This window comes from Desulfovibrio sp. SGI.133 (assembly GCF_050313955.1).
In the GTDB taxonomy this organism is placed as follows: domain Bacteria; phylum Desulfobacterota; class Desulfovibrionia; order Desulfovibrionales; family Desulfovibrionaceae; genus Desulfovibrio.
Genome location: NZ_JBNPMK010000003.1, coordinates 128,348 through 151,992, shown reverse-complemented (window position 1 = coordinate 151,992; position 23,645 = coordinate 128,348). Strand labels below are relative to the sequence as shown.

Here is a 23,645-nt window from a genome sequence, read left to right as displayed (position 1 = left end):
AAAGGGGGACATGGTCCCCCATCGATGTTTCGTGTCACGCCGGTCGCCTGTTGTGGAGCTGTCACCGCATCCCTGCGGCGGGCTCCTGCCGGCTTTCTCCTTCCTGAAGATGCGGAGAAGGAGTCGTGGAAAGCCGCCTGCCCGGACAGCGCCTTCCGGGGGGGTGCAGGGCCCGTCCCCGTTTGCCCGCAGCCCCGGCAGACGGCAGCGGAGAAAAGGACTCCCTCCCCTTCCCCCAGCAAGTGCGGCGAGCGTTCCCCTAGCAGGCCTGGGCCCAGCCCGCCGGGAACACGTCCAGCGGCATGGGGCGGCACAGGTCGCAGGCAGGCTGCAACCAGTGCAGGACTACACGCCCTTTGCGCCGCAAACGCAGGGGCGACAGGCACAGCAGCCCGGCCCTGTCTGCCAGGGCGTTGAGCTCGTCCACCGTATGCCCGGCCGGTACGGGGCGGCCGTTCTCTTGTCCATCCGCGCACACCAGCACGCACTGGCCGCCGGGACGCAGCAGACGCCGGATCTCGCGCAGGCAGGCGGACAGATCTCCTGCCCAGAACGCGGGCTCGAACGCGGTGATGACGTGGAACATCTCCGCCGGGAACGGCAGAGCGGGGAACGCGCCCCGACAAACGCGGACCCTGCCCCGGGCCACGTCATGGCGGTTGTGCGCTGTGGCGGCCGATACCGCTGCAGCGGTGGCGGCCACGCCGTAGACGGCCCCCGAATACAAGGCAAGCTGGGCCAGGGCATGGCCGCCACCGCCCAGATCGAGGACCACGTCGCGCACCCGCAGCCGCAGGGAACGCACGACCTCCCGCTGCACGGCAGCCTGCCCGTTCTGCTTCAGGTACAGGGTAAAACGCCCCCAGACGTCCCCGGGGCGGATGATATGCTGCCAAAGATCCATGCTTCTTGCTCCTTGCATGCAAGTGCCCCCAGAAAAGACTTGCCTTGCGTGCCCTCCCCGTATATCTTAATTGAAAATGAAATTCAATTTATTTAAAAGGACCCCTGCATGAGACCCAGCCACGTCTGTGAGGCATTGCACCATCTGGTGCGCATCCGGCAACCCGTGTTCCTCTGGGGGCCGCCCGGTGTAGGCAAGAGTCGGCTGGTGGCCGACGTGGCCCGCCGCCAGGGCCGCAAGCTCTACGACCTGCGCGCCGTGCTGCTGGATCCGGTGGATCTGCGCGGCCTGCCCCGCATCAGCGATGAGGGCATCACCTCCTGGTGCGTGCCGGAATTCCTGCCCCATCCGCAGGACACGGAGGAAGGCATCCTCTTCCTGGACGAACTCAACGCCGCCCCCCCTCTGGTACAGGCCGCCTGCTATCAGCTTATCCTCGACCGGCGCGTGGGCCAGTACCGCCTGCCCGACGGCTGGGCCGTGGTGGCCGCGGGCAACCGCGAGAGCGACCGGGCCGTGACCTACCGCATGCCTTCGGCTCTGGCCAACCGCATGGTGCATCTGGATGTGGAATGCCATATCGACGACTGGCTGGACTGGGCCCGTGACAACGGCATCCGCGAGGAGATCCAGGCCTTTTTGCGCTTCCGGCCGCGCCTGCTGCATGATTTCGATCCCCGTTCGTCGGACAGGGCCTTCGCCTCGCCGCGCTCCTGGGAGTTCGCCTCCCGCATCCTCGATGCCGCCCCGGACGGCCCGCTGGAAGAAGAGCTTCTGGCCGGGACCATAGGTCAGGCGGCCGCGGCGGAACTGAGCGGATTTTTGCGGGAATGGCGCCACCTGCCCAGTGTGGAGAGCGTCCTCAGCGATCCCGAAGAAGCCCCCGTGCCTGCCGACCCGGCCTCCCTGTACGCCCTGTGCGAGGCCCTGGCCCTGCGCACCGCGCCCGCCACCATGGAAGCCCTGGCCGCTTATGCCGGACGCCTGCCCGCCGAGTTCGGCGTGCTGCTCATGCGCGATGCCGTCCGGCAGGATCCCGCCGTGGTGGAAAGCGAGCCCTTTGCCCGCTGGGCCCGCGACAATGCCGAGGTCCTGATGTGAACAGGGACGATCTTCCTGCCCTGCCCCGTGCTCCCCTCTCCCGGAGCGTGCGTGTCCCCTCCTCCGTCAGCCGCCGGGCTCCCGCCCCCACGGCCAAAGACACCCGCTCCACACCAGACGCCGCGCTATGCCCGCCTTCCCCGGAAACGCCCGGGACGACACGGCAGGATCCCCGGCCGGAGCGCCCGTCCGCGTCACAGGGCATGCGCCACAGCCCTGCGGCGGACGTTCCGGCCCCCCCTCTGGAGCAGCGCGCCCTCACAGCCATGACCCGGGCCCGGGCGGACCTGGTGCTCCGGCAGCCCTTTTTCGGCTCCCTGGCCCTGCACCTGGCCCTGAAGCCGGACAGCTCCTGCCGCCACCTCTGGACCGACGGCCGCACGCTGGGCTTCAATCCTGTCTGGGCGGCCACCCTGCCCCACGAGCGGCTGGTGGGGGCCCAGGCCCACGAAGTCATGCATCTGGCCTGCGCCCACCATGTCCGGCGCAACGGGCGCGATGCCCGGATCTGGAACGAGGCCTGCGACGTGGTAGTGGATGCCCTGCTGCTCGGTGCCGGATTCCGGCTGCCGCAGGGCCATCTGGAACATCCCGAATATGCGGGACTCAGCGTGGACGAGGTCTACAGCCGTCTTGCCTCCCTGCAGGACACGCCCCTGCACGGCGGCGCGCAACAGCAGGCCGCCGGACGCAGCCCCCGGGAAAAGGGCTCCGACCAGCAGAGACATGACGGCCGGGAGCGTCAGGACGCCCCCGCGGCTGCGCCCTCCCGTGCAGGAGAGACTGACGAGGCAGCCGCCCCGGAAGCCGCGGGCACCGCCCGTCCTGCCGGGGACAAGCCGGAAAGGGAACAGCCTGTCCCGTATTTTTCCGGTGAGGTCCGTGACCATCCCCTGCTGGAAGACGGCCAGGGAGACGCGCGCCACAAGGCGGAACAGGAGGCCGAACTGCGTCTGGAGCAGGCCCTGCAACGGGCGCGGCACATGGGCCGCGAGCCCGCGGGCTTCAGCCGCCTGTTGCGCGGCGGCCGCCATGATGGCGGCACGGACTGGCGCGGCCTGTTGCGCCGCTTTCTGGAGAACTGCGCCCTCAACGACTACACCTGGAGCGCGCCCAACCGGCGTTACCTGCATCACGGCATCTACCTGCCCGGACGGCAGGAGCAGCGCATCCCGCAGCTGGCCGTGGCCGTGGACTGTTCGGGCTCGGTGGACGATGCCGCCCTTTCCCTGTTCTGCGAGGAACTGTCGTCCATCCTCGCCGCCTACGAGACGGAACTGGTAGTCATCTTCCACGACAGCCGCGTGCAGGCCGTGCAGACCTTCCGGCGGCAGGACCTGCCCCTGCATCTGGCCCCCGTGGGCGGCGGCGGTACGGACTTCAGGCCCGTGGGCCGCTGGCTGGACGACAACGGCCTGCGCCCGGCCTGCCTGCTCTGGTTCACGGATATGGAATGTTCGTCCTTCCCCGACGAGCCCGCCTGCCCCCTGCTCTGGGCCGTCTGGGGACAGGGAGGGGAACAGCCCCCCTTCGGCGAGCTGCTGCGCCTGCCCGCCGGAGCCTGACCATCAAGGAGCCTGTATGCGGATCACCTGGAAAATAGAAAAAAAGCGCGGCAACCTGCGCCCTGTCCTGACCTATACCGTCACCCTGGAAGACTTCGAACGCCAGCTGGCCACGCCGCCGCTGAGCATCACATCGCTCATCCCCGAACCGCCGGAATCCTGGCAGGAGCACTGCTGGCCCGGGCAGCACGAACGGGCCGGACAGGACGATGCAGGCGAGCGGCCCTGCTACCAGCTCTCCATCCCGTCCCACAAGGGGCGACACGGCAGCCAGAGCCTGCGCCTGCCCTGGCGTGAGGACAACAGCTATCCCGAAGTGGAAGCCTCCTTCCGCCTGCTGCGCGAAGCCTTTGCCAGCGAACTGGAACGGGCCGGGGCCAGCCGCCCCATGCATGAGGAAAACAGCCTGGAGCTGGGCGGTACGGCCCTGCGCTCCGTGGCTCCGGCCATCCTCGGCCAGCGTTTCCTGGAAGCCGTGGGCAAGGCCTAGACCTGCCCGGGATCTTTCTTCTGCCCTTCCTCCAGCCTGCCTGCCGGATCGCGATGCTCCCGGATCACCGGACAGCTTGCGCTCCGGCAGGAAATCATGGAACAATCCGCCATCGCGAACCATGAAGCCGCAGGACATGACATGGCCAGGAACAAGGAAGGCAAGCAGCCCCTGTGCCCGCTCGAATACGGGTTGGACATCTTCAACGGGAAATGGAAGACCCGCATCATCTGCCTGCTGGGGGCCAGCGGCACCTTGCGCTACAAGGAGATCAGGGACAACCTTGACGGCCTGACGGACGCCGTGCTTGCCGCCACCCTCAGGGACATGGTGAACGACCAGATCGTGGACAGGCGCCAGTACAACGAGATACCGCCGCGCGTCGAATACTCCCTGAGCGAAAAGGGCGCCTCCGCCCACAAGATACTGCGCAGCATCTGCTGCTGGGCCGTGCGCTACTGCCCCCTGCCGGAAGAATCCCTGCCCCCCTGCAAAAAGGTCGGGGGCTGCCCTCTGTAAAAAAACAGGGGCGGTCTCCCGCCCCTGTCCGCATCTGCCCGTTTCCGGGTTCTTCTAGAAGATGTATTCGTTCTCCCGCCGAGCCTTCAGGCGCCGGCTGAAATCGCGCGCAAAATTGAGGTAGCTTTCCACATTCATATGCTTGGCCCCCGCAGGACAACTGCGGATGCAGCGGAAGCAGGAAAGACAGCGCGTGCCGTCGATGCTGCGATGGTCGGCCGCGATGGCCTGCACAGGACACAGGGAGGCGCACAGGCCGCAATCCGTACAGGCCTCGGAGGTCAGCGGCACGAAGCCCACGCCCCTGCCCTCTCCCCGGTACGGACGCTGCCCCTTGATGGCCAGCGCCACGGGCGAGGCAAGATCGCCCTGCCTGGCTGCCAGCAGCTGCTGCACGAAGCGGCGGTTTGCGGCGGCATCCCCGGCATCGGGACGCCCCACCTGGATCTCCCCGAAGGTATGCCGCCCCACCAGCGCAGCCGCGCCCTGGACCACGAAGCCCTGCCGCTGCACGATGTCCTGCAGTTCCAGCAGGGAGTCGTCATAGTCACGATTGCCGTAGGTGATGCTGATGATGCAGGGGGTCCGGTGGCCGTGCACCTGCTCCAGACGCCCGGCGGCCACTTCCGGTACCCTGCCGTTATAGCAGGGCACCGAGAACACGACGACGTCCCCGGGGCCGAAATCCCCGGCAACGGCGCCACAGGTGATGTCCAGCTCGACAAAACCTTCAGGAGCCAGGGCTGCGGCAAGGCTGAGCGCGGAGCGCTTGCTGCCGCCGGTGGGAGAAAAATACAGGGCTGTGACGTTCATGGATGTCTCCTTTGCATGATTTTGCGGCAGCATAGCCTGTAACTACGGCAGCCCCCAACAAAATCAGCCGGCCATGAGCCACTATGCTCCGGCAAAGCGACCTTGGAAAAGCGTCTCCCGCCCTGCGGCAGGACGGCCTGAGCCCTGTCGGCTCAAATCCTCACAGCGCCTCCCCGGTCGCCGCGTCTTCAGTGAGCATGTCGCGCAGGCGGCGTGCGGCCAGGCTCAGGGTATGGCCGTCGTATTCCAGCAGGCTGATGCTGCGCGACGGCAGCTCCTCCGCGAGCCGCAGCGCAAACACCTCCCCGGCGGCCAGAGCTTCTCTGGCGGCCACTTCCGGCAAAAAGCCGATGCCCAGGCCGTGCCGGGCCAGATCCAGCACCAGCCCCGTGGTGTCCGGCTCCATGGCCGGGGCAAAGTCCACGCCCCGCGCCTTGCACATGCTTTCCAGGAATTCAAAGGTGAGGCTGCCCTGCTTGTGGCAGATGAAGGGATGCCGCATCACTTCATCCAGGGGCACGTCCCTGCCGCGCAGCTGCCCAAAGGCCGACGAGGCCACGAAGACGTCCCGCAGCGGGCACAGGCGCGTCTCCTTCAGGGCACGGAAACCGCCGCCGGGCACGGCGGCCACGGCAAAGTCGATGGCCCCGGACTTGAGTTCATCAATGGCCTGCCGGGACGTACCGCCGAACAGCCGGAGCCGCACCCCCGGATACAGGGCATGGAAGCGGTCCAGCCTCGGCAGCAGCCAGTGGCGCAGGGCCGTCTCGCTGGCCCCCAGGGCGATGCTGCCCGATTGCAGGCCCACGGCCTGTTCCAGCTCTTCCCGGCCCCGGCGGAACTGCTCGCAGCCCGCCTCCACATGGGCGTAGAACAGGCGGCCTTCGGGCGTGAGCTCCACGCCGCGCCGGTTGCGGATGAACAAACGGCAGCCCAGTTCGCGCTCCAGGGCCGCCATGGAGCGCGATACCGCGGGCTGACTGGTGAACAGCATGGCCGCCGCCCGGCTGAAGTTGCGGCAGCGCGCCACCTGATAGAATATCCGGCAAAGCTCCCAGTTCAGCTCCATGCGCTCTCCTGTTATGCATTTTTGATATATCTACGATATCAACTAAGCATTTTACCGTATCAGGGCCCCTTGCTATAGGCAAGCGCAGCACTTCTCCCGCAACAGTTTTCCAACCAGGGACCTTGAACGATGAACCGCGGATACATTTTCATCTTTCTTGCCACCGTGTTCTTCAGCTCCATGGAAGTGGCCCTGAAGACCGTGGCCCATGATTTCAACCCCATGCAGCTCAACTGCACCCGCTTCCTCGTGGGTGGCCTGCTGCTCATCCCCTTTGCCCTGCGCGGCCTGCGCCAGCACGGGGCAAAGATCACCGCCGCCGCATGGAAAGGCTTTGCCTGGCTCGGCTTCGTGGGCCTGGTGGTGAGCATGATGTTCTACCAGATGTCCATCCTCTACGCCCCGGCCTCGGTGGTCAGCGTGCTGTTCAGCTGCAACCCCGTGCTGGTGCTGGCCTTCGCCTATCTCATCCTGCGCGCCGACATCCGGCCCCAGCACATCACCGCCCTGGTCATGGAAGTGGTGGCCGCCCTCATCATCATCGACCCGCTGCACACCACGCTCGATCCCGTGGGTATCACGCTGGTGCTGCTCTCGGCCGCCACCTTCGCCCTGTATGCCGTGCTGGGCAAAAAGCAGTGCGCCCAGTACTCCGGCGTGGCCGTCACCTGCTTCAGCTGCCTGGCCGCCAGCGCCGAGATGATCGTCCTCATGCTCATCAGCCACATCCCCGCCGTGGCCGATGCCCTGCAGGCCGCCGGTCTGCCCATGTTCGCCGCCATGCCTTTCTTCAGCGGCTACACCACGGGCAACCTCCTCAACGTGCTCTATATCTGCGTTTTCGTCACCGCGGGCGGCTATGCCTGCTACTTCATGGGCATGGAAGCCACCTCCGCCATGCAGGGTTCGCTGGTCTTCTTCTTCAAGCCCGTGCTGGCGCCCATCCTGGCCATGCTGATCCTTGGCGAGGAGATCCCCTGGAACATGTGGGCCGGTATCGGCCTCATGCTCGTGGCCTCCGTGGTCTCCATGATCCCCACCTGGGAAACGCTCCTGGCCGTGCGCCCCTTCATCATCGACCGCATCCTGCACCGCCGGCATTGATCCTGCGGGGGCGCCCCTCCTCCGTCCCCCGCCGGTATCCGGCCCGGACATAGACCGGGCATAAAAAAAGGACGCTGTACAGCGTCCTTTTTTTCATACTTGCCCGGCCGGCCGCCGGCAGCTTTCTTTCCTGGTATTCATCAACTCCAGCCGGCGACCACGGCAAGCCCTGTCCTGGGACAGGAAAAGGGGATCAGACGGCTGGGGCTCAGGCCCGGCCTTCCTGCCGTTCACGCCAGCGCACGATATCCGCCACGGCCAGCAGGGGCAGGTCGTTGGCACGGGCAAAGTCCGCCACCTGCGGCAGGCGCGCCATGGTGCCGTCATCATTGGTCAGCTCGCACAGCACACCGCAGGGCGGCAGGCCCGCCAGGGACATCAGGTCCACGGTGGCCTCGGTATGGCCGCGCCGTTCCAGCACGCCGCCGGGGCGGGCCCGCAGCGGGAACACATGGCCGGGATGGCGCAGGTCCTCGGGACGCGCATCCTCGGCCACGGCGGCCTTGACGGTGGTCACCCTGTCGGCGGCGGAAACGCCGGTGGTCACGCCTTCGGCGGCCTCGATGGAGATGGTGAAAGCGGTCTGCTGGGTATTGGTGTTGTGGGCCACCATGGGCGGCAGGCCCAGATGGGTGGCGCGCTCGTCGGTAAGACACAGGCACACGATGCCGCTGCAATGGCGGATGAGGCGGGCCATCTGCGCATCGGTCAGGCTGTGGGCGGGATAGATGAGGTCGCCTTCGTTTTCGCGATCCTCGTCGTCCACCACCAGGACGCCCCTGCCCGCACGCACGGAGGCCAGGGCGCGTTCCATACGCGTTTCCCAATCACCAAAAGAAGCCAGGATATCGGGGGACTGATGCATCATCGTCTCCTTGATCGGCCCGGACGGGCCGGAAGATGTGCATCAGGGCACGGCTGCCGTGCGCGCTGTGGGGCGGCCGCCAAGACCGTCCATCCTTGCGCCCTACACGGCAGAAAAACGAACCGTTCTCTTTCATCCGGACTGTTACCGTCGGCTCCGGGATCTCACCGGTATCTGCTGACCCGCACCACGTTGCATGGTGCGGCGCTCGCGGGCTCATGCGGAAAACCGCCATCACCGCCGGTGGGGACTTGCACCCCGCCCTGAGAATGGAGCCACCATACGCCCGCCTCCGGCGTTTGGCAATCCCCGGCCATAAAAGGCGGATGACTTGCGGACAGGAGGAACAGGGCGAAGTGCATGGTGATACCTTTCCCCATTTTTGAAAAAAGTTTTCCACAGCATGTTGACAACTAGCCGTCCCACCTTACTTCTATGTCAACAAGGAAAAATATCAGGAGGCATTGAAATGAGCCTTATCCGTGTATATCCCCAGCATTGGTTCTCTCCCCGCAACGCCCAGCAGTCCGAACAGAGCTTCCAGCCCCTGGACCGCCTGCATCACGATATCGACCGTCTGTTCAATGGTTTCTTCACGCCCGGCTGGCCGACCAGCCTGATGGACAAGCCGCAGGCCGACATCCGTCCCAGCCTGGACATCCACAGCGATGACAAGGCCTACACCATCCACATGGAAGTGCCCGGTGTGGACCCCGATGAAGTCAAGGTCGAAGTCCGTGACGGCATGCTGACCGTTGAAGGTGAAAAGAAGATGGAAAGCTGCGCCGCCCCTGCCGCCGAAGGCGAAAAGGCGGAAGCCAAGGAACCCGTCTGCCATGTGCAGGAACGCGTCTACGGCTCCTTCTGCCGCCAGATCGGCCTGGCTGAAGATGCTGATGTGGAAAACATCAGCGCCAGCCACAAGAACGGTGTGCTGACCATCGTCATCCCCCGCAAACAGCCTGAAGCCCCCGCCGCCCGTTCCATCACGGTGCAGAAACAGTAATCCCCCCTCTTGAAGGACCCTCCTCCGGCTCCCACTCCTCGGGGAGCCGGACCGCCCGCAACGGGCGGACTCCACGGCCTGCCGCGTTACGCGGCAGGCCGCTTTTTTTATGCGCGACCGGTAGCGGCCGCGTATCCCGCCTTTCCCCGCCTGCTGCGCTCCCGATCCCGCACCATACGGCTCCCGGCAGACAGCCTGCCCCACGACCGGCACCGCAAGGATACCCTCCTTCCCCCGCTGCATCCCGGCCATCCACAGGCCAGGGATGCCCGCTTTTCCAGCGGGCCCGGCCTTGTCCACAGCACGGGCACAAAAAAAGGCGGCATCCCGCGCAGGGACACCGCCTTGTCGGATTCGCTGTTCGGCTGTGGATTACTTCTTGCCCGCAGGCTCGATGACTTCCACGCCGTCCATGTAGGGCACCAGGGCCTTGGGCAGCACGATGCTGCCGTCCTTCTGCTGGCCGTTCTCCAGGATGGCGGCCATGGCGCGACCGGTGGGCAGGCCGGAACCGTTGAGGGTATGGCAGTAGGTGCTCTTGCCGCCCTTGGGCTTGAAGCGGATGTCCGCACGGCGGGCCTGGAAATCGATGCAGTTGGAGCAGGAGGAGATCTCGCGGTAAGTGTTCTGGGCAGGCAGCCAGACTTCCAGGTCGTAGGTCTTGGCGGAACCGAAGCCCATGTCGCCCGTGCACAGGGTGATGACGCGGTAGGGCAGCTCCAGCTTTTCCAGCAGGGTGCGGGCATGGCCCACCATGATCTCCAGCTGGTTGAAGCTGTCATCAGGATGGGCAAAACGCACCATCTCCACCTTGGTGAACTGGTGCAGGCGGATCAGGCCGCGCGTGTCCTTACCGGCGGCACCGGCTTCGGAACGGAAGCAGGGCGTGGCGGCACAGTAGGCGCGGGGCAGGTCGGCCTCGTCCAGCACCTCACCGGCGTGGATGTTGGTCAGGGGCACCTCGGCGGTGGGGATGAGGTAGTAGTCCCAGGCGGGCATCTTGAAGAGGTCTTCCTCGAACTTGGGCAGCTGGCCCGTGCCGGTCATGGTGGCGCGGTTGACCATGAAGGGAGGACAGACTTCGATGTAGTCCTCGTGCTTCACATGCTGGTCCAGGAAGAAGTTGACCAGGGCGCGGTCCAGACGGGCGGCCCAGCCCATGTACAGGGCAAAGCGGCTGCCGGCCAGACGGGTGGCGCGCTCGAAATCCAGGGCGCCGCCGCCCAGCTCCCAGTGCTGACGGATCTCGAAATCGAACTGGCGCGGCGTGCCCCAGCGGAGCACTTCCACGTTCTCGGTCTCGTCCTTGCCCACGGGCACGCTGGCGTCCGGGATGTTGGGCACACCCATGAGCCAGTTTTCCACAGCGGCCTTGGCTTCGGCGGTCTGCACGTCCAGGGCCTTGATGCGGGCCGACAGGGCGCCCAGTTCTTCCATCATGTGGGAGGCGTCCCCGCCTTCACGCTTGATCTGGGCCACCTGACGGGAGGCGGCGTTCTGCTGCTGTTTCAGGCTTTCCACTTCGGCCAGCAACGCACGACGGCGGCCGTCCAGTTCGAGGAACTCATCCACTTTCAGCGGCGACTGCCGGTCGGCCAGGGCCTTGGCCAGCACTTCGGGCTGTTTTTGCACCAGTTTGAGGTCGATCATAAAAACTCCTGCATAGCATGCGCAATGTGGAGGCCACGCTACCACGAGCCCCCAGACCTTGCAAGACAAGGGCATTGCGTATATAAAAAGTCTCAAAACTTTTTAAAACATCTTTCCTGCGAGACCTTGCCATGAAATCCGCCCGTATCACACGCCTCCTCCCCCTTGCGCTGGCGCTTATGCTGGCCATGTTCCTGACTGCCTGCGGTCCCAGCAACACCGTGCGCCTGCTTTCGCCCGCGCCTGCGGTCAATCCCGTGCTGCCCGCTCCCAATGCTCCGCGCGTGACCGTGGTGCCCTTCACCGATAACCGTCAGGACAGCACCAACCTCGGCGTGCGCCGTGACGGCAGCGCCTTCGTGGCCAGCGACGACCTGGCCCAGTGGGTGAGCCGCGGCCTGGCCGACGAGCTGCGCCGCCAGGGCGTGCAGGTCTCCTACGCCATGGACGAGAACCAGGCCCGCAGCGGCAACCCCGATTACATCGTCACCGGTACCGTGGAACAGGCCTGGCTGCGCGAAGTCTCCGCCACCGAACTGGCCACCTCCATGCGCGCCACCTACCGCCTGGCGCCTCGCAGCGGCCGTGTGGTCAAGGAGACCCTCAACTCCAGCCAGAACCGCAGCGGCATCCCCTCCAGCGGCGCCGCGGAAGAGATCATGCTCAACAGCATGCGCGAGCTGGTGCAGCCCATGGCCCGCAAGATCAAGGCTATCGTGGACGGCAAGTAAACAGGATTTCTCAGGGGCTCCCCTTCGGGAGCCCTTCGCTTTCCGGGGCCCCGCCGCAAGCGGGGCCTTTCTTTTTTGGGACACTTGCCCCAGAATGATGTTTTGTCCCGGCCGCCGGACGCGCCCCTGCCGTCCGCCTGCCGCAACCCCTTTCCCCGGAGCCTGCCGTGCGCGATCCCCTGGTCAAGGCCTACGGCCATGTCTACCCCGTGACGCCCGCCCTGTACGCGGCGCTGGAATCGGCCCTGCGCGATGCCCTCAACGAAGACGAAGACGTGCCCCTGCTCTGTCAGGAAGGCGATATGGCCCGTATATCCATGGAAGGTTCCTACTTTCCCGAAGACGAGGTGGTGGAGGCCTTCCGCGCCCATCTGACGCCGGACATGCAGGGCAAGCTGGACGTGCTCGATATGGACGGCTGGCGCCTGACCCGGCATGTGTTCACCGGCGGACAGGTCAAAAGCAGCAGTGCGCCCCTCAACAATGTTCTGGACTATTCCGGCCATTGATGCCGGAGCCTCGCCCTTTTTCCACATTTTCCCCAAGGAGCCCGCATGGATATCGCCTCCTTCATCCGCCACGTCCCCGACTACCCCAAGCCCGGCATCCTGTTCTACGACATCACGCCCCTGCTGGCCTCGCCCGAAGCCTTCGGGGACGTCATCGAACGGATGGCCGACGCGGCCCGTCCCCTGCGGCCCACCCGCATCGTGGCCGCCGAAGCGCGGGGTTTTTTGTTCGCGGCGCCGCTGGCCCGGCGTCTGGGCGTAGGCCTGGCCCCGGTGCGCAAGCCCGGCAAGTTGCCCTGCGAAGCCTTCGAGGCCAGCTATGACCTGGAATACGGTTCCAATACCCTGTGTCTGCACAAGGATGCCCTGACGCCGGGGGATCGCGTCCTCATCGTGGACGACATCCTGGCCACCGGCGGCACCCTGGATGCCATGATCCGTCTGGTGGGCCAGAGCGGCGCCACCGTGGCGGGCTGCTGCATGCTCATGGAACTGGATGCCCTGGGCGGCCGCAAGGTGCTGGGCGACATCCCCCTGTCCGTGCTGCTGCACGTGTAGCCGGGAGCTTCGTTTTTTGTTTTGAGGGGGCCCCTCAAACTCCCCCTTCCCCAGCGCGCTTGATCCAACGGCCGGCCTCTCCTGCAAAAGCAGGAGGGACCGGCCGTTTCCTATGGGACAGAACGACGCACCACGGGAAAGGATGCCATGGTATGGAGACATCGGCAGCAAGGATAAAGGGGACCTTCCCCACATATCCTCTTCCTGGCAAACAAAAGGCCCCCGGCGCTGAAAAGCATCGGGGGCCCTGGCATCAAAAACGAAAGGACAGCCTACAGGTTGGCGGCGTACCAGTCGCCAGCCAGACGCAGGCCGGTGCGCACGTCGAACTGGGGCTCATAGCCCAGCAGGGTGCGGGCGCGGGTGATGTCGGCCAGGGAGTGGCGCACGTCACCGGCGCGGAAATCGCGGTGCGTGGCCGTGGCCGTGGCGGCTTCGGGCATGTGGCGCACCACTTCCTCACGGATGAGGTCGAACAGCTCGTTCAGGGTCGTGCGCTGGCCAAAGGCCACGTTGTAGACCTTGTTGCGGGCTTCGTCCGTGGCAAAGCTGGCCAGCAGGTTGGCCTGCACCACGTTGTCGATGTAGCAGAAGTCGCGGCTGGTCTCGCCGTCGCCGTTGACGAAGACGGTCTCTTTTTTCAGCAGGCTGGCGAACCACTGGGGGATGACGGCGGCGTAGGCGCCGTAGGGGTCCTGACGCTGGCCGAAGACGTTGAAGTAGCGCAGGCCCACGGTGGTGAAGCCGTAGCAGCGGGCGAAGACGTCGGCGTAGAGCTCGTCCACATATTTGGTCACGGCATAGGGCGACAGGGGATGACCGATCTTGTCTTCCACCTTGGGCAGTTCGGGGGAATCGCCGTAGGTGGAGGAGGAAGCGGCGTAAACGAAGCTCTTCACGCCCGCATCACGCGCGGCCACCAGCATGTTGAGGTAGCCGGTGATGTTGCAGCTGTTGGACAGGATGGGATCGTCGATGGAGCGCGGCACGGAACCCAGGGCGGCTTCATGCAGCACATGATCCACACCTTCGCAGGCCTTGCGGCAGGTATCCAGATCGCGGATGTCGCCTTCGATGAAGGTGAAGCGGCTCCAGGCTTCGGGGCCCACCAGGGCTTCCACCATGTCCAGGTTCTTCTGGTAACCGGTGAGGAAGTTGTCCAGACCCACCACGGTCTGCCCCATCTTGAGCAGATGTTCCAGCAGGTTGGAGCCGATGAAACCGGCAACGCCGGTCACCAGCCAGGTGGAGGGTTCGGCACGCATTTTTTCACACAGTTGGGTATAGGCGCTCATATTGCCTTCCTTATCAGAGGTCGTGGTTGCCCGCCGGGAGGCCGCGAAAACGGGAGAACCCGCCTTCGCGGCACAGACGGCGTGCTTTCCTTGTACGCTGTGCCGACGCCGCTGTCAAAAGACGGCCCCCTTGTCCCGGCAGGAGCTTTTTTGCCGCATCCTGCCGGAATCGCGTTTTTTTGTCCCCATCCTGTCCCCGCCCGCAGGGCCCCTTTGCCTCTTTTCAGCGGCAAGGGATACTGGTATAGCCCGTGAAGAGCCCACCAAACAGGGGACCGGCCGCACCCGGCCGACACGTCTCCCCTTTCCGGTCCGGCCAGGCGGGGATGGTCTTTGCCCCGCAGGACAGACAGCGCCCCATCAGGGAGCGTACCCGCCGGACAGGTGGGCAAAGGATATGCCGTGAAAATACTCATCCTGGGCAATCAGGCCCGTTCCACTTCCAATTTCTGGACCGTCCTCATGCGCCGCATGCGTGCCGCCGGGCATGAGGTCCTTTGCGCCGTGCCCGCGGGCGACGACGCTGCCGAGGCCGCCATCCGCGCCATCGGCGAAGAAGATCCCGCCTTCCGGAAAGGCCCGGCCGTGCGCCTGTGCCATTACCCCCTGGACCGCAAGGGCCTCAATCCCCTGCGCGACATGGCCACCATGCACGCCCTGTACCGCCTGTTCAGGCAGGAAAAGCCGGATTTGCTCTTCGCCTCCACCATCAAGCCCGTCATCTACGGCTGCATGGCGGCGCGTCTGGCGCGGGTGCCGCACATCTACGCTACCATCACCGGCCTGGGCTACGCCTTCGAGGCGGACAACTTCTTCAAGAAATGCGTCAACCGTCTGAGCATCGGCCTGTACCACTGCGCCCTTGCCGGGGCCGAAGGCGTGTTTTTCCAGAACCGCGACGACGCGGAGCTGTTCCGCAAGGTAGGCATCCTGCGCCGCAGCGCGCGCGTGCTCATGGCCCGCGGCACCGGTGTGGACATCCGCCGCTTTGCCGAAGCGCCCCTGCCGCCCCTGCCCGCCGAAGGCTGCGCCCCCGAAGAACGGGAGATCATCTTCCTGCTGGTGGGCCGCCTGCTGGAGGCCAAGGGCCTGCCCGAATACGCCGCCGCGGCCAAGGAACTGAAAACGCAGTACCCTGCCGCCCGCTTCCAGCTGCTGGGCCCGCCGGAACAGGGCCTGGGCAGTGTGGATCTGGACCAGGTGCGCCGCTGGCAGGACGAAGGCAGCATCGAATACCTGGGCGAGACCCGCGACGTGCGCCCCTATGTGGAGGCCTGCCACGCGCTGGTGCTGCCTTCGTGGCGTGAAGGCACGCCCACGTCCATCATGGAAGGCATGAGCATGGGCCGCGCCGCCGTGGTCACGGATGTGCCCGGCTGCCGCGAGGTGGTGGAAGACGGCGTCAACGGCTGCATCTGCGCCGCCCACGATCCCCGGGCGCTGGCCGCCGCCATGCGCCGCCTGCTGGACGAACCCGGACTGCTGGTCCGCATGGGGGCCGCCGGCCGGGACCTGGCCTGCCGCGAATTCGATGCCGAAGTCGTGGCCGAGAAGATCCTGGTCGACATGCGCGTGCCCCGCGCGGCCGGATAAACAAGCAACCATGCGGGCCCGTGGCGGCCCGCTCCTGTCCCGGCCCTGCCGGGACGACGGTGTCTCGCGGTCACAGGGACAGCCCGCCCGCCGCAGGCGGCCCACAGGCCTGTCCCGTCCACTGTACGAAAAAATGGAGAAACTATGATCAGCCGTTACCGCATGGCATTGATGCAGGTGGTGGACCTGTGCTGCATCCTGCTGGCCCTGGCCGTTTCGGGCATGGTGACCATCGCGCCCGACCTGAGCGTCTTTGACGACTACACCGGCGCCTCCCTGTTCACCATCTTCTTCTATCTGCTGTTCTTCTACATCCTCGACGCCTACAGCGTGGGCATGGAAGACTTCAAGGACACCCTGGGCCGCATCCTGGTGGCCTGCGTGCTGGGCATCATCAGCTCGGCCACGGCGTCCTTCGCCCTGGAGAACTGGCGCTTCGACCGCGTGACCGTGCTCCTGCTCTTCGCGCTCTCCTTCGTGTTCTGCCTGGGCTGGCGCTTCCTCTACTACCTCAATGCCGACAAGCTGACCCATCCCCTGCGCGTCCTGCTGGTGGGCGTGGACCGCGGCGGCAAGGTACGCAAGCTGCTGGCCGAAGGCCTGCCCAAGGCCCGCATCCTGGGGTATGTGGGTGAAAAGGATCAGGATCCCGACGCCGGTGAGTGCTTTGGCCCGCCCTTCATGGCCCTGGAAGCCGCCAAGCAGCATAACGCGACCATGATCGTGCTCCTGCCCGACGCCCCCATCGACGACGACATCGCCCATGACCTGCTGGAAGCCAAGCTGCACGGCGCCATGGTGGTGGATATCCGTACCTTCTACGAGCATGTGGTGCAGCGCCTGCCCCTTTCCCAGATCACCGAGGAATGGCTGCTGCAGACCGAAGGCTTCTCGCTCAACACCCGCGGCAGCCTGCGCCGCCTGAAGCGCGCCTTCGACCTGTTCCTGTCCCTGATGCTGCTCATCCCGGCCGCGCCCATCATGCTCATCACCGCCCTGCTGATCCGTCTGGAATCGCCGGGCCCGGTCATCTACCGTCAGGATCGTGTGGGCCTGTATGAAAAGGAATTCACGGTCTACAAGTTCCGCTCCATGCGTACCGACGCCGAAAAGAACGGCGCCGTCTGGGCCGCCGCCAATGACGCCCGCGTGACCCGCGTGGGCAAGTTCATCCGCAAGGTGCGCATCGACGAGCTGCCCCAGATCTGGAACATCATCAAGGGCGACATGAGCTTCATCGGTCCCCGTCCCGAACGCATGACCTTCGTGAAGCAGCTCAAGGAACACATCCCCTATTACAGCCTGCGCCATACCGTGAAGCCCGGCCTCACCGGCTGGGCCCAGGTCTGCTACCCCTACGGCGCCAATGAGGAAGATGCCCGCCACAAGCTGGAATACGACCTGTTCTATGTGAAGAACATCTCCATCCTGCTGGACATCCACATCATCTTCAAGACCGTGGGCGTGGTGCTCTTCCCCAAGGGCGCGCGCTAGGCCGGACATCCCGGTACACGCACGACGGGGCGGATCAGCCGGCTGATCCGCCCCGTTTTTTTCTTCCCGTCCGAATGCAGAGGGGCCCAAAGACGGCCCTGCGGGGCTCAGGGATGCTCCTGCCCCGTGCGCTGCTGCCGTGCCTGACAGTACTGGCAGTTCTCGCCGTCGATGAGGCTCTTCAGGATGCCGCAGCCCCCTTCCCGGCTGCCGTCGCATTTGTGGTACAGGGATTCAAGATGCGCCCTGAGGTGCTCAAGATCCCGTATCTGCTGCTCCACCGCTTCGATATGCGTGCGGATGAGCCTGTTGATCCAGTCGCAGCTGCCCGTGGGATGGTCGCTGTACACCAGCAGGGTGCGGATCTCGTCCAGGCTCATGCCGTGCCGGCGGCAATGCCGGATGAAGCGCAACCGCGCGATGTCCTCGTCCCCGTAAAGACGATAGTTCCGTTCCGTGCGTTCCGGGCGTTTCAGCAGCCCTTCCTTCTCGTAATAGCGGATGGTGACCACCTGACAGCCGGTCATCTTCGCCAGCTCGCCTATCTTCACTTTCATGCGCGTCCTCCGGTCCGGGCCTGTCCGGGACGGAACGGCAGCTGCCGGAAAAAATTTTTTTCCAACGCTTCCTCCCCTCTTGACCCTATAGTGACTATAGGCCCTATGGTCTGTCTATAGCAAGAACGACCAGGGGACGCCGGACACCGGCATCCCCGTGGAGGAACGACCATGAGCAGTGAAACACTGTTTTTATGCCCCTGCGGTGCCCGGCACCCGCACGGCTTCGTATGTGACAAGGTACTTCATGCCACCCTGCCCGCCGGGCACGAACACCACGGCCACGAGCACGGCAGCCACAGCCATGACCATAGCCACGAGTGCTGCGGTCATGACCACGGACACGGCGACCACCCGCACGCCCATGCGGAAAGCTGCCATGCACATGACCACGAAAGCTGCGACCACGACCATGCGCACGAGCACGGCTCCTGCTGCTGCGGCCATGACGCGCCCCAGGCCGTGGACTGGAGCACGCTGGCGGCCCCTTCCGCCACGCGCGCCGTGTACCGCATCCTCAACATGGACTGCCCCATGGAAGAGGCGCTCATCAGGAAGAAGCTGGCCACGGTGCCCGGCATCACCGGCCTCACCTTCAACCTCATGCAGCGCGTGCTCACCGTGGAACATGCGCTCCCGTCCACCGCGTCCATCGAGGCGGCCCTGAAGGCCATCGACATGACGCCGGAGCCGCTGGATGCCGCCGAAGGCGCCACGGCCGTCTTTGCGGTGAGCGGCATGGACTGCCCCACGGAAGAACGCCTCATCCGCAAGGCCCTGGACGGCCTGCCGGGCCTGCTCGGCCTTGAGATCGACCTGATGCAGCGCCATGTGCGCGTGCGGCACGAGCCCGCAGCCCTCCCGGCCATCACCGCCGCTCTGGAAGGGCTGGACATGGGCGCCAAGCTGCTGGAAGGCACGACAGAGGCACACGACACCATCCCGGTCCCCCGCATCCCCTGGAAGCGGCTGGCCGTGGCCGGCGGCTTTGCCGCCCTTTCCGAGATCCTGGAGCTCATCCAGCACTGGGGGGCGCGTCCCTTCGGCCTCGATATGGCCTCCTGGAGCGTGGGCGGCTGGCCCGTGCTGACGCTCCTGCCCCTGTGCTGCGCCCTCATCGCCATCCTGCTGAGCGGCCTGACCACCTACCGCAAGGGCTGGCTGGCCGTCTCCAACCTCGACCTGAACATCAATGCCCTCATGTCCGTGGCCGTCACCGGGGCCGTGCTCATCGGGCAGTTCCCGGAAGCCGCCATGGTCATGGTGCTGTTCAACGTCTCGGAAGCCATCGAGGCCAAGGCCCTGGACAGGGCCCGCAACGCCATCAAGGACCTGCTGGCCCTGGCGCCCGATACGGCCACGGTGCTGCGTGAGGACGGCAGCTGGCAGGAAGCCGACATCCGCACGGTGGCCGTGGGCAGCCGTGTGCGCGTGCGCCCCGGCGAAAAGATCGCCCTGGACGGTCTGGTGCTGGACGGCCATTCCCTGGTGGACCAGTCGCCCATCACCGGCGAGAGCATGCCGGTGGAAAAGCGGGCCGGGGACACGGTCTACGCCGGGACCCTCAATACCTCCGGCTCCTTCGAATTCCAGGTGACCGCCGCGGCCACGGACACCACGCTGGCCCGCATCATCCATGCCGTGGAAGAGGCCCAGGGCAGCCGCGCCCCCATGCAGCGCTTTGTCGATACCTTCGCGCGCTACTACACTCCGGCCGTCTTCCTGGTGGCCCTGCTGGCCGCCGTGGTGCCGCCCCTGTTCCTGGGCAGCGCCTGGACGGACGCCATCTATACCGCGCTGGTGATACTGGTCATCGGCTGCCCCTGCGCCCTGGTCATCTCCACGCCGGTGAGCATCGTCAGCGGCATGGCCGCCGCCACCCGTTACGGCATCCTCATCAAGGGCGGCATGTTCCTGGAACAGGGCAGACGCCTCGACTGCCTGGCCCTGGACAAGACCGGCACCCTCACCCACGGCAAGCCGCGCCAGACCGACTGCCTGTGCACGGGGCAGGAAAATAAAGCGGACGCCCGCTCGCTGGCGGCCAGTCTGGCGGCCCGTTCCGACCATCCGGTTTCCGGCGCCATCGCCCAGGCCGCCGCGGAAGACCACATCCCCCTGCGGGACGTGGACGATTTCACCGCTCTGCCCGGTCAGGGCGTCAGCGGCATCATGGCCGGCCGGCGCTGGTATCTGGGCAACCGCGCCCTTGCGGCATCGCTGGGCCGGTGCCCGGCAGCCCTCGACGAGCGGATCTCCCGGCTGGAGCAGCAGGGCAAGACCGTGGTCGCGCTCGTGGGCGACAACGGCATCCAGGCCCTGTTCGCCGTGGCCGATACGCTCAAGGAAAGCAGTCTGGAAGCTGTCGGGGAACTGAAGGCACTGGGCGTGACCACGGTCATGCTCACCGGTGACAACGAGCACACGGCAGCGGCCATCGCCCGTCAGGTGGGCGTGGACAGCTTCAAGGCCGGTCTGCTCCCGGCGGACAAGCTCGCCGTCATCGAGGAACTGGAAGCCCGGGGGCACAAGGTGGGCATGGTGGGCGACGGCATCAACGACGCCCCGGCACTGGCCCGGGCCGACGTCGGTTTCGCCATGGCCGGCAACGGCACGGACACCGCCATCGAGACCGCCGACGTGGCGCTCATGGACGACGACCTGCGCAAGATCCCCCGCTTCATCCGCCTGTCCCGGGCCACCTTTGCCATCCTGGTGCAGAACATCACGCTGGCGCTGGGCGTCAAGGCGCTGTTCTTCGCCCTGACCTTCACCGGTCACGCCACCATGTGGATGGCCGTCTTCGCCGACGTAGGCACGGCCCTGCTGGTGGTGGCCAACGGCCTGCGGGCCATGCGGCAATAGCGATGCCCGGCTGCGGCAGCAGCTTCCCCGGCTTCATGGAACTCCGCACTTGTCTGTGAGGCCCGCTGCTTCCCATCCCCTGAATGACAGAGCGGGACAGTCCCTGAAGGACTGTCCCGCTCTTTTTTTTATCCATATGCACCCGGATGCTGTTTTCCCTGCACGGTCAGAACAACTGCCCGCCGGTCATGGCCGCAAATGCGCCCTGCGGCTGAGGCCCGTCAGCACAGGAGCATGGCCTTCCCGCAGCGTACGGGAACACCGCCGCGCGCCAGAGGGCCGGAGGCCTCACTGCCGCCGTTTGAACAGTTTCTCCAGTGCCACGGCATCCCAGCGCAGGATGCTGGGGCGGCCGTGCGGGCAATATTCCCGCTCCGGCGTATGCAGCCACTGGCGCAGCAGGGCCGCGGCCTCGTCATCGGCCAGGCGCTGCCCGGCCTTGATGGCGCCCTTGCAGGACAGGGAAATGAACATGGCGCGGATATCGTCCTTGCGACCGGCCAGCACCTCGCGCAGGAACTCCCCGGCTTCGCTGCGAGACAGGGAGGGCGGGATGCCCCGGGCCAGCAGACGGCCTCCGGAGCAGGAGACATCGAAGCCCATGCGCTCCAGATTGTCCCGCACTTCCAGAAAACGTTCCTCTTCCACCGGCTGCAGGGCCAGCTCCAGCGGCAGGGCCAGGCACTGGGCCGTGCCCACAAAGGCCCCCTTGCGCAAACGTTCGTAGAGCACGCGCTCATGCGCCGCGTGCTGGTCCAGCAGCATCAGGGCGCCGGAAGCATCACGCAGGACAAGATAGGTCTCGGCCACCTGCCCCAGATAGGTCAGGCCGCCCACCACCAGCTCATGCCGTCCGGCGGCGCTCTCGTCCGTCACGACAGTGCCGGGGCCGCAGGCGGTCTCCCCGGCTCCGGGCAGGCCCTCCGGCCCGTCCGTCTTTGGCGCAGGGGCGCGTTCCGTTACGGTCTCGTCCGTACCCTCATGGCCCGTCACGGTCGTCACATGGTCGGGCGGCATGGCCGTGCGCGCCGTCTGCCGGGCGCTCTCAAAAAATTCCTGTCTGTCGGCGGACAAACGTCCCGTCCCCTCCGCATCCTCCGCAAAGGACGCGGCCGAAAACGCCGAGGGGGCCACGGCTTCCCGCAGGCCCGCAGGGGCCGTCCGCCCGGAGGCGAAGGCCGCCGCACTGCCGGAAGATGACGGCATGGACGGGGCATCCGCCGTGTATCCCGTGCCCGTCATGGACTCAGGGGCCGTGCTGTGGTCCGCATCGGGCCGCCGCACCTGCCACTGGCCTTCGTCTTCCCGCGTCTCGTCCTCCACATGCCGCATCAGGGGCGCGGCATCGGCGCTGCCCCAAAAGCCCTGCGGGCGCGGGGGCAGATCGTCCCACAGACGGGACTGCGCCGCCACCGGGCGGGCATCGTCGGCTTCGCGGGCCGCGTCCAGCACGCTTTCCACATCGCTGACCAGGGCCCCCTGCACGGCATGGAGCACGGCGGAAAAGACCGAGGATTCGTCCCGGAAACGGACTTCGCTCTTGGCCGGATGCACGTTGACGTCCACCATGTCGGGCGGCATGTCCACAAAGAGCACCACCTGCGGGTAGTCCCGGCTGGTGATGCGCCCCTTGTAGGCCTCGCGCACGGCGGCCAGCAGGCGCTTGTCGCTGACGCTGCGGCCGTTGACGTACAGCAGGATGCGGTCCCCGCGCTGCTGGCTCACCGACGGCAGGGCCGCCAGCCCCCTGGCCCGGATGCCGTGGCGTTCGGCATCGAACGGCCGCAGGGCCTCCACCACCAGACGCGGCCACAGCAGAGCCAGGCGGTCACGCAGGCTCTGCCCGGGCAAAAAGCGCAAGGCCTCGCGTTCCCCGGCCCGGAGAGTGAAGCCCACGTCGCAGCGGGCCAGCGCCAGACGCACCAGCCAGTCCTGGGCCCGTTTGAGCTCCGTGGCCGGGGTCTTCAAAAACTTGAGCCGTGCGGGTATATTGGTGAACAGATCGCGCACTTCCACGATGGTGCCCCGATGCAGGGCCGAAGGCTCCACCGCCAGCAGGCGGCCGAATTCCACCACGATGCGGCTGGCCTCCGTCCCGCCGTCGGCGCCGGTCACGGCGGATTCCATGCTGAAGCGGGCCACCGAGGCGATGCTCGGCAGGGCCTCGCCGCGGAAGCCGTAGGACGCGATATGCTCAAGGTCGTCCATGCTGGCGATCTTGCTGGTGGCATGACGGGTCACGGCCAGTTCCAGTTCGCCGGGGGCGATGCCCGCGCCGTCGTCCTGTACGCGGATGCAGCTCTGGCCGCCGTTCTCCAAAAACACGTCCACGCGCGTGGCACCGGCATCCAGGCTGTTTTCCACCAGTTCCTTGACCACACTGGCCGGGCGCTCCACCACCTCGCCGGCGGCGATCTGATTGCGCAACTCAGGCGGTAACAAACGAATATGACGAGATACTCCAGACATGCGGCCACTCTATCCGGCCGCCAGATGCAAGGCAAGCGCGCCCTCCGGCGCCCCCTCAACCGCAGACGCCCCCTGCTGCACGGCAGCCGCTCCCTGAGCGCGCGGCAAGAGGCCCCCCATACGGTCAACGTGCCCGTGCTGCCGCAGCCGGAAGCCTTCGACCCCGACATGCTCTATGTGGAGTGCGGCCATTGCGGCGCGCCCATCGTCTGGGAAAAGGGGCGCACCCGCCGCCTGCTGGCGGCCGTGGGCATCGACCCGCTGGAACTGGATGCCAGCTGCGTGCTGATCACCGATTCCTGCCCCCTGTGCGGCGGCAAGGGCCGCTACACCATCCAGATCTACCGCATCAGCGCGGCCCGCAGCGCCCGCCACATATTCTACGCGGGCAATGCCTGATCCTTTCCCGCAGGCCAAAAACAGGGCGCCCGTCTCCTTCAGGAGGCGGGCGCCCTGTCATTCATACTTCCGAACCTGCCGGACATTTT

At 66.1% G+C, this 23,645-nt stretch carries 21 protein-coding genes and 1 riboswitch; of the genes, 13 read left to right on the top strand and 8 right to left on the bottom strand.

Annotation, left to right across the window (positions count from 1 at the left end):
* Positions 1–259: 259 nt before the first annotated feature.
* Positions 260–904 carry a class I SAM-dependent methyltransferase gene (locus ACQRBR_RS05745; protein ID WP_427812546.1) on the bottom strand — a complete coding sequence of 215 codons (645 nt, stop codon included), beginning with the start codon at positions 902–904 and terminating at the stop codon, positions 260–262.
* 108 nt (positions 905–1,012) lie between these two features.
* Between ACQRBR_RS05745 and ACQRBR_RS05740 the strand changes: the two genes are divergently transcribed.
* From ACQRBR_RS05740 to ACQRBR_RS05725, 4 genes are all read left to right on the top strand, one after another.
* A complete protein-coding gene (locus tag ACQRBR_RS05740) occupies positions 1,013–2,005 on the top strand; it encodes an ATP-binding protein (RefSeq protein WP_168935335.1) in 993 nt (330 codons plus the stop codon).
* Positions 2,006–2,208: 203 nt separating this feature from the next.
* Positions 2,209–3,570: a vWA domain-containing protein gene (locus tag ACQRBR_RS05735; protein ID WP_427812545.1), complete on the top strand. Its 1,362-nt coding sequence runs from the start codon at positions 2,209–2,211 to the stop codon at positions 3,568–3,570.
* A gap of 16 nt (positions 3,571–3,586) precedes the next feature.
* Positions 3,587–4,060, top strand: coding sequence for a hypothetical protein (locus ACQRBR_RS05730; protein WP_168935333.1), 474 nt, complete (start codon positions 3,587–3,589; stop codon positions 4,058–4,060).
* Between the two features lie 96 nt (positions 4,061–4,156).
* Positions 4,157–4,579: a winged helix-turn-helix transcriptional regulator gene (locus ACQRBR_RS05725; RefSeq protein WP_304037496.1), complete on the top strand. Its 423-nt coding sequence runs from the start codon at positions 4,157–4,159 to the stop codon at positions 4,577–4,579.
* Between the two features lie 54 nt (positions 4,580–4,633).
* Here the strand turns inward: ACQRBR_RS05725 and ACQRBR_RS05720 are convergent, their stop codons facing one another.
* Together ACQRBR_RS05720 and ACQRBR_RS05715 are read right to left on the bottom strand one after the other, a co-directional pair.
* Positions 4,634–5,392 carry a 4Fe-4S dicluster domain-containing protein gene (locus tag ACQRBR_RS05720; RefSeq protein WP_427812544.1) on the bottom strand — a complete coding sequence of 253 codons (759 nt, stop codon included), beginning with the start codon at positions 5,390–5,392 and terminating at the stop codon, positions 4,634–4,636.
* A 160-nt stretch (positions 5,393–5,552) separates the two neighbouring features.
* Positions 5,553–6,461 (bottom strand): LysR family transcriptional regulator, encoded by a 909-nt coding sequence (locus ACQRBR_RS05715; protein ID WP_321128051.1) that lies wholly within the window; start codon positions 6,459–6,461, stop codon positions 5,553–5,555.
* A gap of 129 nt (positions 6,462–6,590) precedes the next feature.
* Here ACQRBR_RS05715 and ACQRBR_RS05710 point away from each other — a divergent pair, with 129 nt between their 5' ends.
* Positions 6,591–7,565, top strand: coding sequence for a DMT family transporter (locus tag ACQRBR_RS05710; RefSeq protein ID WP_427812543.1), 975 nt, complete (start codon positions 6,591–6,593; stop codon positions 7,563–7,565).
* Positions 7,566–7,773: 208 nt separating this feature from the next.
* Here ACQRBR_RS05710 and ribB read toward each other — a convergent pair whose 3' ends face one another.
* Entirely contained in the window at positions 7,774–8,430 is a 657-nt protein-coding gene (gene ribB, locus ACQRBR_RS05705; RefSeq protein ID WP_204674162.1) for a 3,4-dihydroxy-2-butanone-4-phosphate synthase, read from the bottom strand.
* Positions 8,431–8,550: 120 nt separating this feature from the next.
* Positions 8,551–8,705: riboswitch (FMN riboswitch) on the bottom strand.
* A 194-nt stretch (positions 8,706–8,899) separates the two neighbouring features.
* Here ribB and ACQRBR_RS05700 point away from each other — a divergent pair.
* Positions 8,900–9,436: an Hsp20/alpha crystallin family protein gene (locus tag ACQRBR_RS05700; protein ID WP_204674161.1), complete on the top strand. Its 537-nt coding sequence runs from the start codon at positions 8,900–8,902 to the stop codon at positions 9,434–9,436.
* Between the two features lie 372 nt (positions 9,437–9,808).
* Here ACQRBR_RS05700 and serS read toward each other — a convergent pair whose 3' ends face one another.
* Positions 9,809–11,086 carry a serine--tRNA ligase gene (gene serS, locus ACQRBR_RS05695; protein ID WP_300705551.1) on the bottom strand — a complete coding sequence of 426 codons (1,278 nt, stop codon included), beginning with the start codon at positions 11,084–11,086 and terminating at the stop codon, positions 9,809–9,811.
* Positions 11,087–11,217: 131 nt separating this feature from the next.
* Between serS and ACQRBR_RS05690 the strand changes: the two genes are divergently transcribed.
* From ACQRBR_RS05690 to ACQRBR_RS05680, 3 genes are all read left to right on the top strand, one after another.
* Entirely contained in the window at positions 11,218–11,817 is a 600-nt protein-coding gene (locus ACQRBR_RS05690; RefSeq protein ID WP_427812542.1) for a hypothetical protein, read from the top strand.
* Positions 11,818–11,984: 167 nt separating this feature from the next.
* Positions 11,985–12,326 (top strand): hypothetical protein, encoded by a 342-nt coding sequence (locus tag ACQRBR_RS05685; RefSeq protein ID WP_300705553.1) that lies wholly within the window; start codon positions 11,985–11,987, stop codon positions 12,324–12,326.
* Between the two features lie 45 nt (positions 12,327–12,371).
* Positions 12,372–12,884, top strand: a complete 513-nt coding sequence (locus tag ACQRBR_RS05680; RefSeq protein ID WP_321128057.1) for an adenine phosphoribosyltransferase — start codon at positions 12,372–12,374, stop codon at positions 12,882–12,884.
* 272 nt (positions 12,885–13,156) lie between these two features.
* Here ACQRBR_RS05680 and ACQRBR_RS05675 read toward each other — a convergent pair whose 3' ends face one another.
* Positions 13,157–14,179 (bottom strand): SDR family oxidoreductase, encoded by a 1,023-nt coding sequence (locus tag ACQRBR_RS05675; RefSeq protein ID WP_278338304.1) that lies wholly within the window; start codon positions 14,177–14,179, stop codon positions 13,157–13,159.
* 402 nt (positions 14,180–14,581) lie between these two features.
* Between ACQRBR_RS05675 and ACQRBR_RS05670 the strand changes: the two genes are divergently transcribed.
* Together ACQRBR_RS05670 and ACQRBR_RS05665 are read left to right on the top strand one after the other, a co-directional pair.
* A complete protein-coding gene (locus ACQRBR_RS05670) occupies positions 14,582–15,772 on the top strand; it encodes a glycosyltransferase family 4 protein (RefSeq protein WP_427812541.1) in 1,191 nt (396 codons plus the stop codon).
* A 144-nt stretch (positions 15,773–15,916) separates the two neighbouring features.
* Positions 15,917–17,266 carry a sugar transferase gene (locus ACQRBR_RS05665; protein WP_303877877.1) on the top strand — a complete coding sequence of 450 codons (1,350 nt, stop codon included), beginning with the start codon at positions 15,917–15,919 and terminating at the stop codon, positions 17,264–17,266.
* Positions 17,267–17,373: 107 nt separating this feature from the next.
* Here the strand turns inward: ACQRBR_RS05665 and ACQRBR_RS05660 are convergent, their stop codons facing one another.
* Positions 17,374–17,823, bottom strand: a complete 450-nt coding sequence (locus ACQRBR_RS05660) for a Cd(II)/Pb(II)-responsive transcriptional regulator (RefSeq protein WP_168935322.1) — start codon at positions 17,821–17,823, stop codon at positions 17,374–17,376.
* Positions 17,824–17,994: 171 nt separating this feature from the next.
* Here ACQRBR_RS05660 and ACQRBR_RS05655 point away from each other — a divergent pair, with 171 nt between their 5' ends.
* Positions 17,995–20,688 (top strand): heavy metal translocating P-type ATPase, encoded by a 2,694-nt coding sequence (locus tag ACQRBR_RS05655; RefSeq protein ID WP_427812540.1) that lies wholly within the window; start codon positions 17,995–17,997, stop codon positions 20,686–20,688.
* A gap of 288 nt (positions 20,689–20,976) precedes the next feature.
* Here ACQRBR_RS05655 and mutL read toward each other — a convergent pair whose 3' ends face one another.
* The gene (mutL, locus tag ACQRBR_RS05650) at positions 20,977–23,157 is read right to left on the bottom strand and encodes a DNA mismatch repair endonuclease MutL (RefSeq protein ID WP_427812539.1); all 2,181 of its coding nucleotides are present in this window, start codon (positions 23,155–23,157) and stop codon (positions 20,977–20,979) included.
* On the opposite strand from mutL, the gene ACQRBR_RS05645 reads away from it, so the two are divergent.
* Positions 23,137–23,556, top strand: coding sequence for a hypothetical protein (locus tag ACQRBR_RS05645; RefSeq protein WP_427812538.1), 420 nt, complete (start codon positions 23,137–23,139; stop codon positions 23,554–23,556). The genes mutL and ACQRBR_RS05645 overlap by 21 nt on opposite strands.
* Positions 23,557–23,645: the final 89 nt, after the last annotated feature.

Excerpts from the sequence above, each read along its gene's own strand:
- ACQRBR_RS05745 (WP_427812546.1), bottom strand. The coding sequence starts at position 904 with ATGGATCTTTGGCAGCATATCATCCGCCCCGGGGACGTCTGGGGGCGT.
- ACQRBR_RS05740 (WP_168935335.1), top strand. The coding sequence starts at position 1,013 with ATGAGACCCAGCCACGTCTGTGAGGCATTGCACCATCTGGTGCGCATC.
- ACQRBR_RS05735 (WP_427812545.1), top strand. The coding sequence starts at position 2,209 with ATGCGCCACAGCCCTGCGGCGGACGTTCCGGCCCCCCCTCTGGAGCAG.
- ACQRBR_RS05730 (WP_168935333.1), top strand. The coding sequence starts at position 3,587 with ATGCGGATCACCTGGAAAATAGAAAAAAAGCGCGGCAACCTGCGCCCT.
- ACQRBR_RS05725 (WP_304037496.1), top strand. The coding sequence starts at position 4,157 with ATGGAACAATCCGCCATCGCGAACCATGAAGCCGCAGGACATGACATG.
- ACQRBR_RS05720 (WP_427812544.1), bottom strand. The coding sequence starts at position 5,392 with ATGAACGTCACAGCCCTGTATTTTTCTCCCACCGGCGGCAGCAAGCGC.
- ACQRBR_RS05715 (WP_321128051.1), bottom strand. The coding sequence starts at position 6,461 with ATGGAGCTGAACTGGGAGCTTTGCCGGATATTCTATCAGGTGGCGCGC.
- ACQRBR_RS05710 (WP_427812543.1), top strand. The coding sequence starts at position 6,591 with ATGAACCGCGGATACATTTTCATCTTTCTTGCCACCGTGTTCTTCAGC.
- ribB (WP_204674162.1), bottom strand. The coding sequence starts at position 8,430 with ATGCATCAGTCCCCCGATATCCTGGCTTCTTTTGGTGATTGGGAAACG.
- ACQRBR_RS05700 (WP_204674161.1), top strand. The coding sequence starts at position 8,900 with ATGAGCCTTATCCGTGTATATCCCCAGCATTGGTTCTCTCCCCGCAAC.
- serS (WP_300705551.1), bottom strand. The coding sequence starts at position 11,086 with ATGATCGACCTCAAACTGGTGCAAAAACAGCCCGAAGTGCTGGCCAAG.
- ACQRBR_RS05690 (WP_427812542.1), top strand. The coding sequence starts at position 11,218 with ATGAAATCCGCCCGTATCACACGCCTCCTCCCCCTTGCGCTGGCGCTT.
- ACQRBR_RS05680 (WP_321128057.1), top strand. The coding sequence starts at position 12,372 with ATGGATATCGCCTCCTTCATCCGCCACGTCCCCGACTACCCCAAGCCC.
- ACQRBR_RS05675 (WP_278338304.1), bottom strand. The coding sequence starts at position 14,179 with ATGAGCGCCTATACCCAACTGTGTGAAAAAATGCGTGCCGAACCCTCC.
- ACQRBR_RS05665 (WP_303877877.1), top strand. The coding sequence starts at position 15,917 with ATGATCAGCCGTTACCGCATGGCATTGATGCAGGTGGTGGACCTGTGC.
- ACQRBR_RS05660 (WP_168935322.1), bottom strand. The coding sequence starts at position 17,823 with ATGAAAGTGAAGATAGGCGAGCTGGCGAAGATGACCGGCTGTCAGGTG.
- ACQRBR_RS05655 (WP_427812540.1), top strand. The coding sequence starts at position 17,995 with ATGAGCAGTGAAACACTGTTTTTATGCCCCTGCGGTGCCCGGCACCCG.
- ACQRBR_RS05645 (WP_427812538.1), top strand. The coding sequence starts at position 23,137 with ATGACGAGATACTCCAGACATGCGGCCACTCTATCCGGCCGCCAGATG.
- mutL (WP_427812539.1), bottom strand. The coding sequence starts at position 23,157 with ATGTCTGGAGTATCTCGTCATATTCGTTTGTTACCGCCTGAGTTGCGC.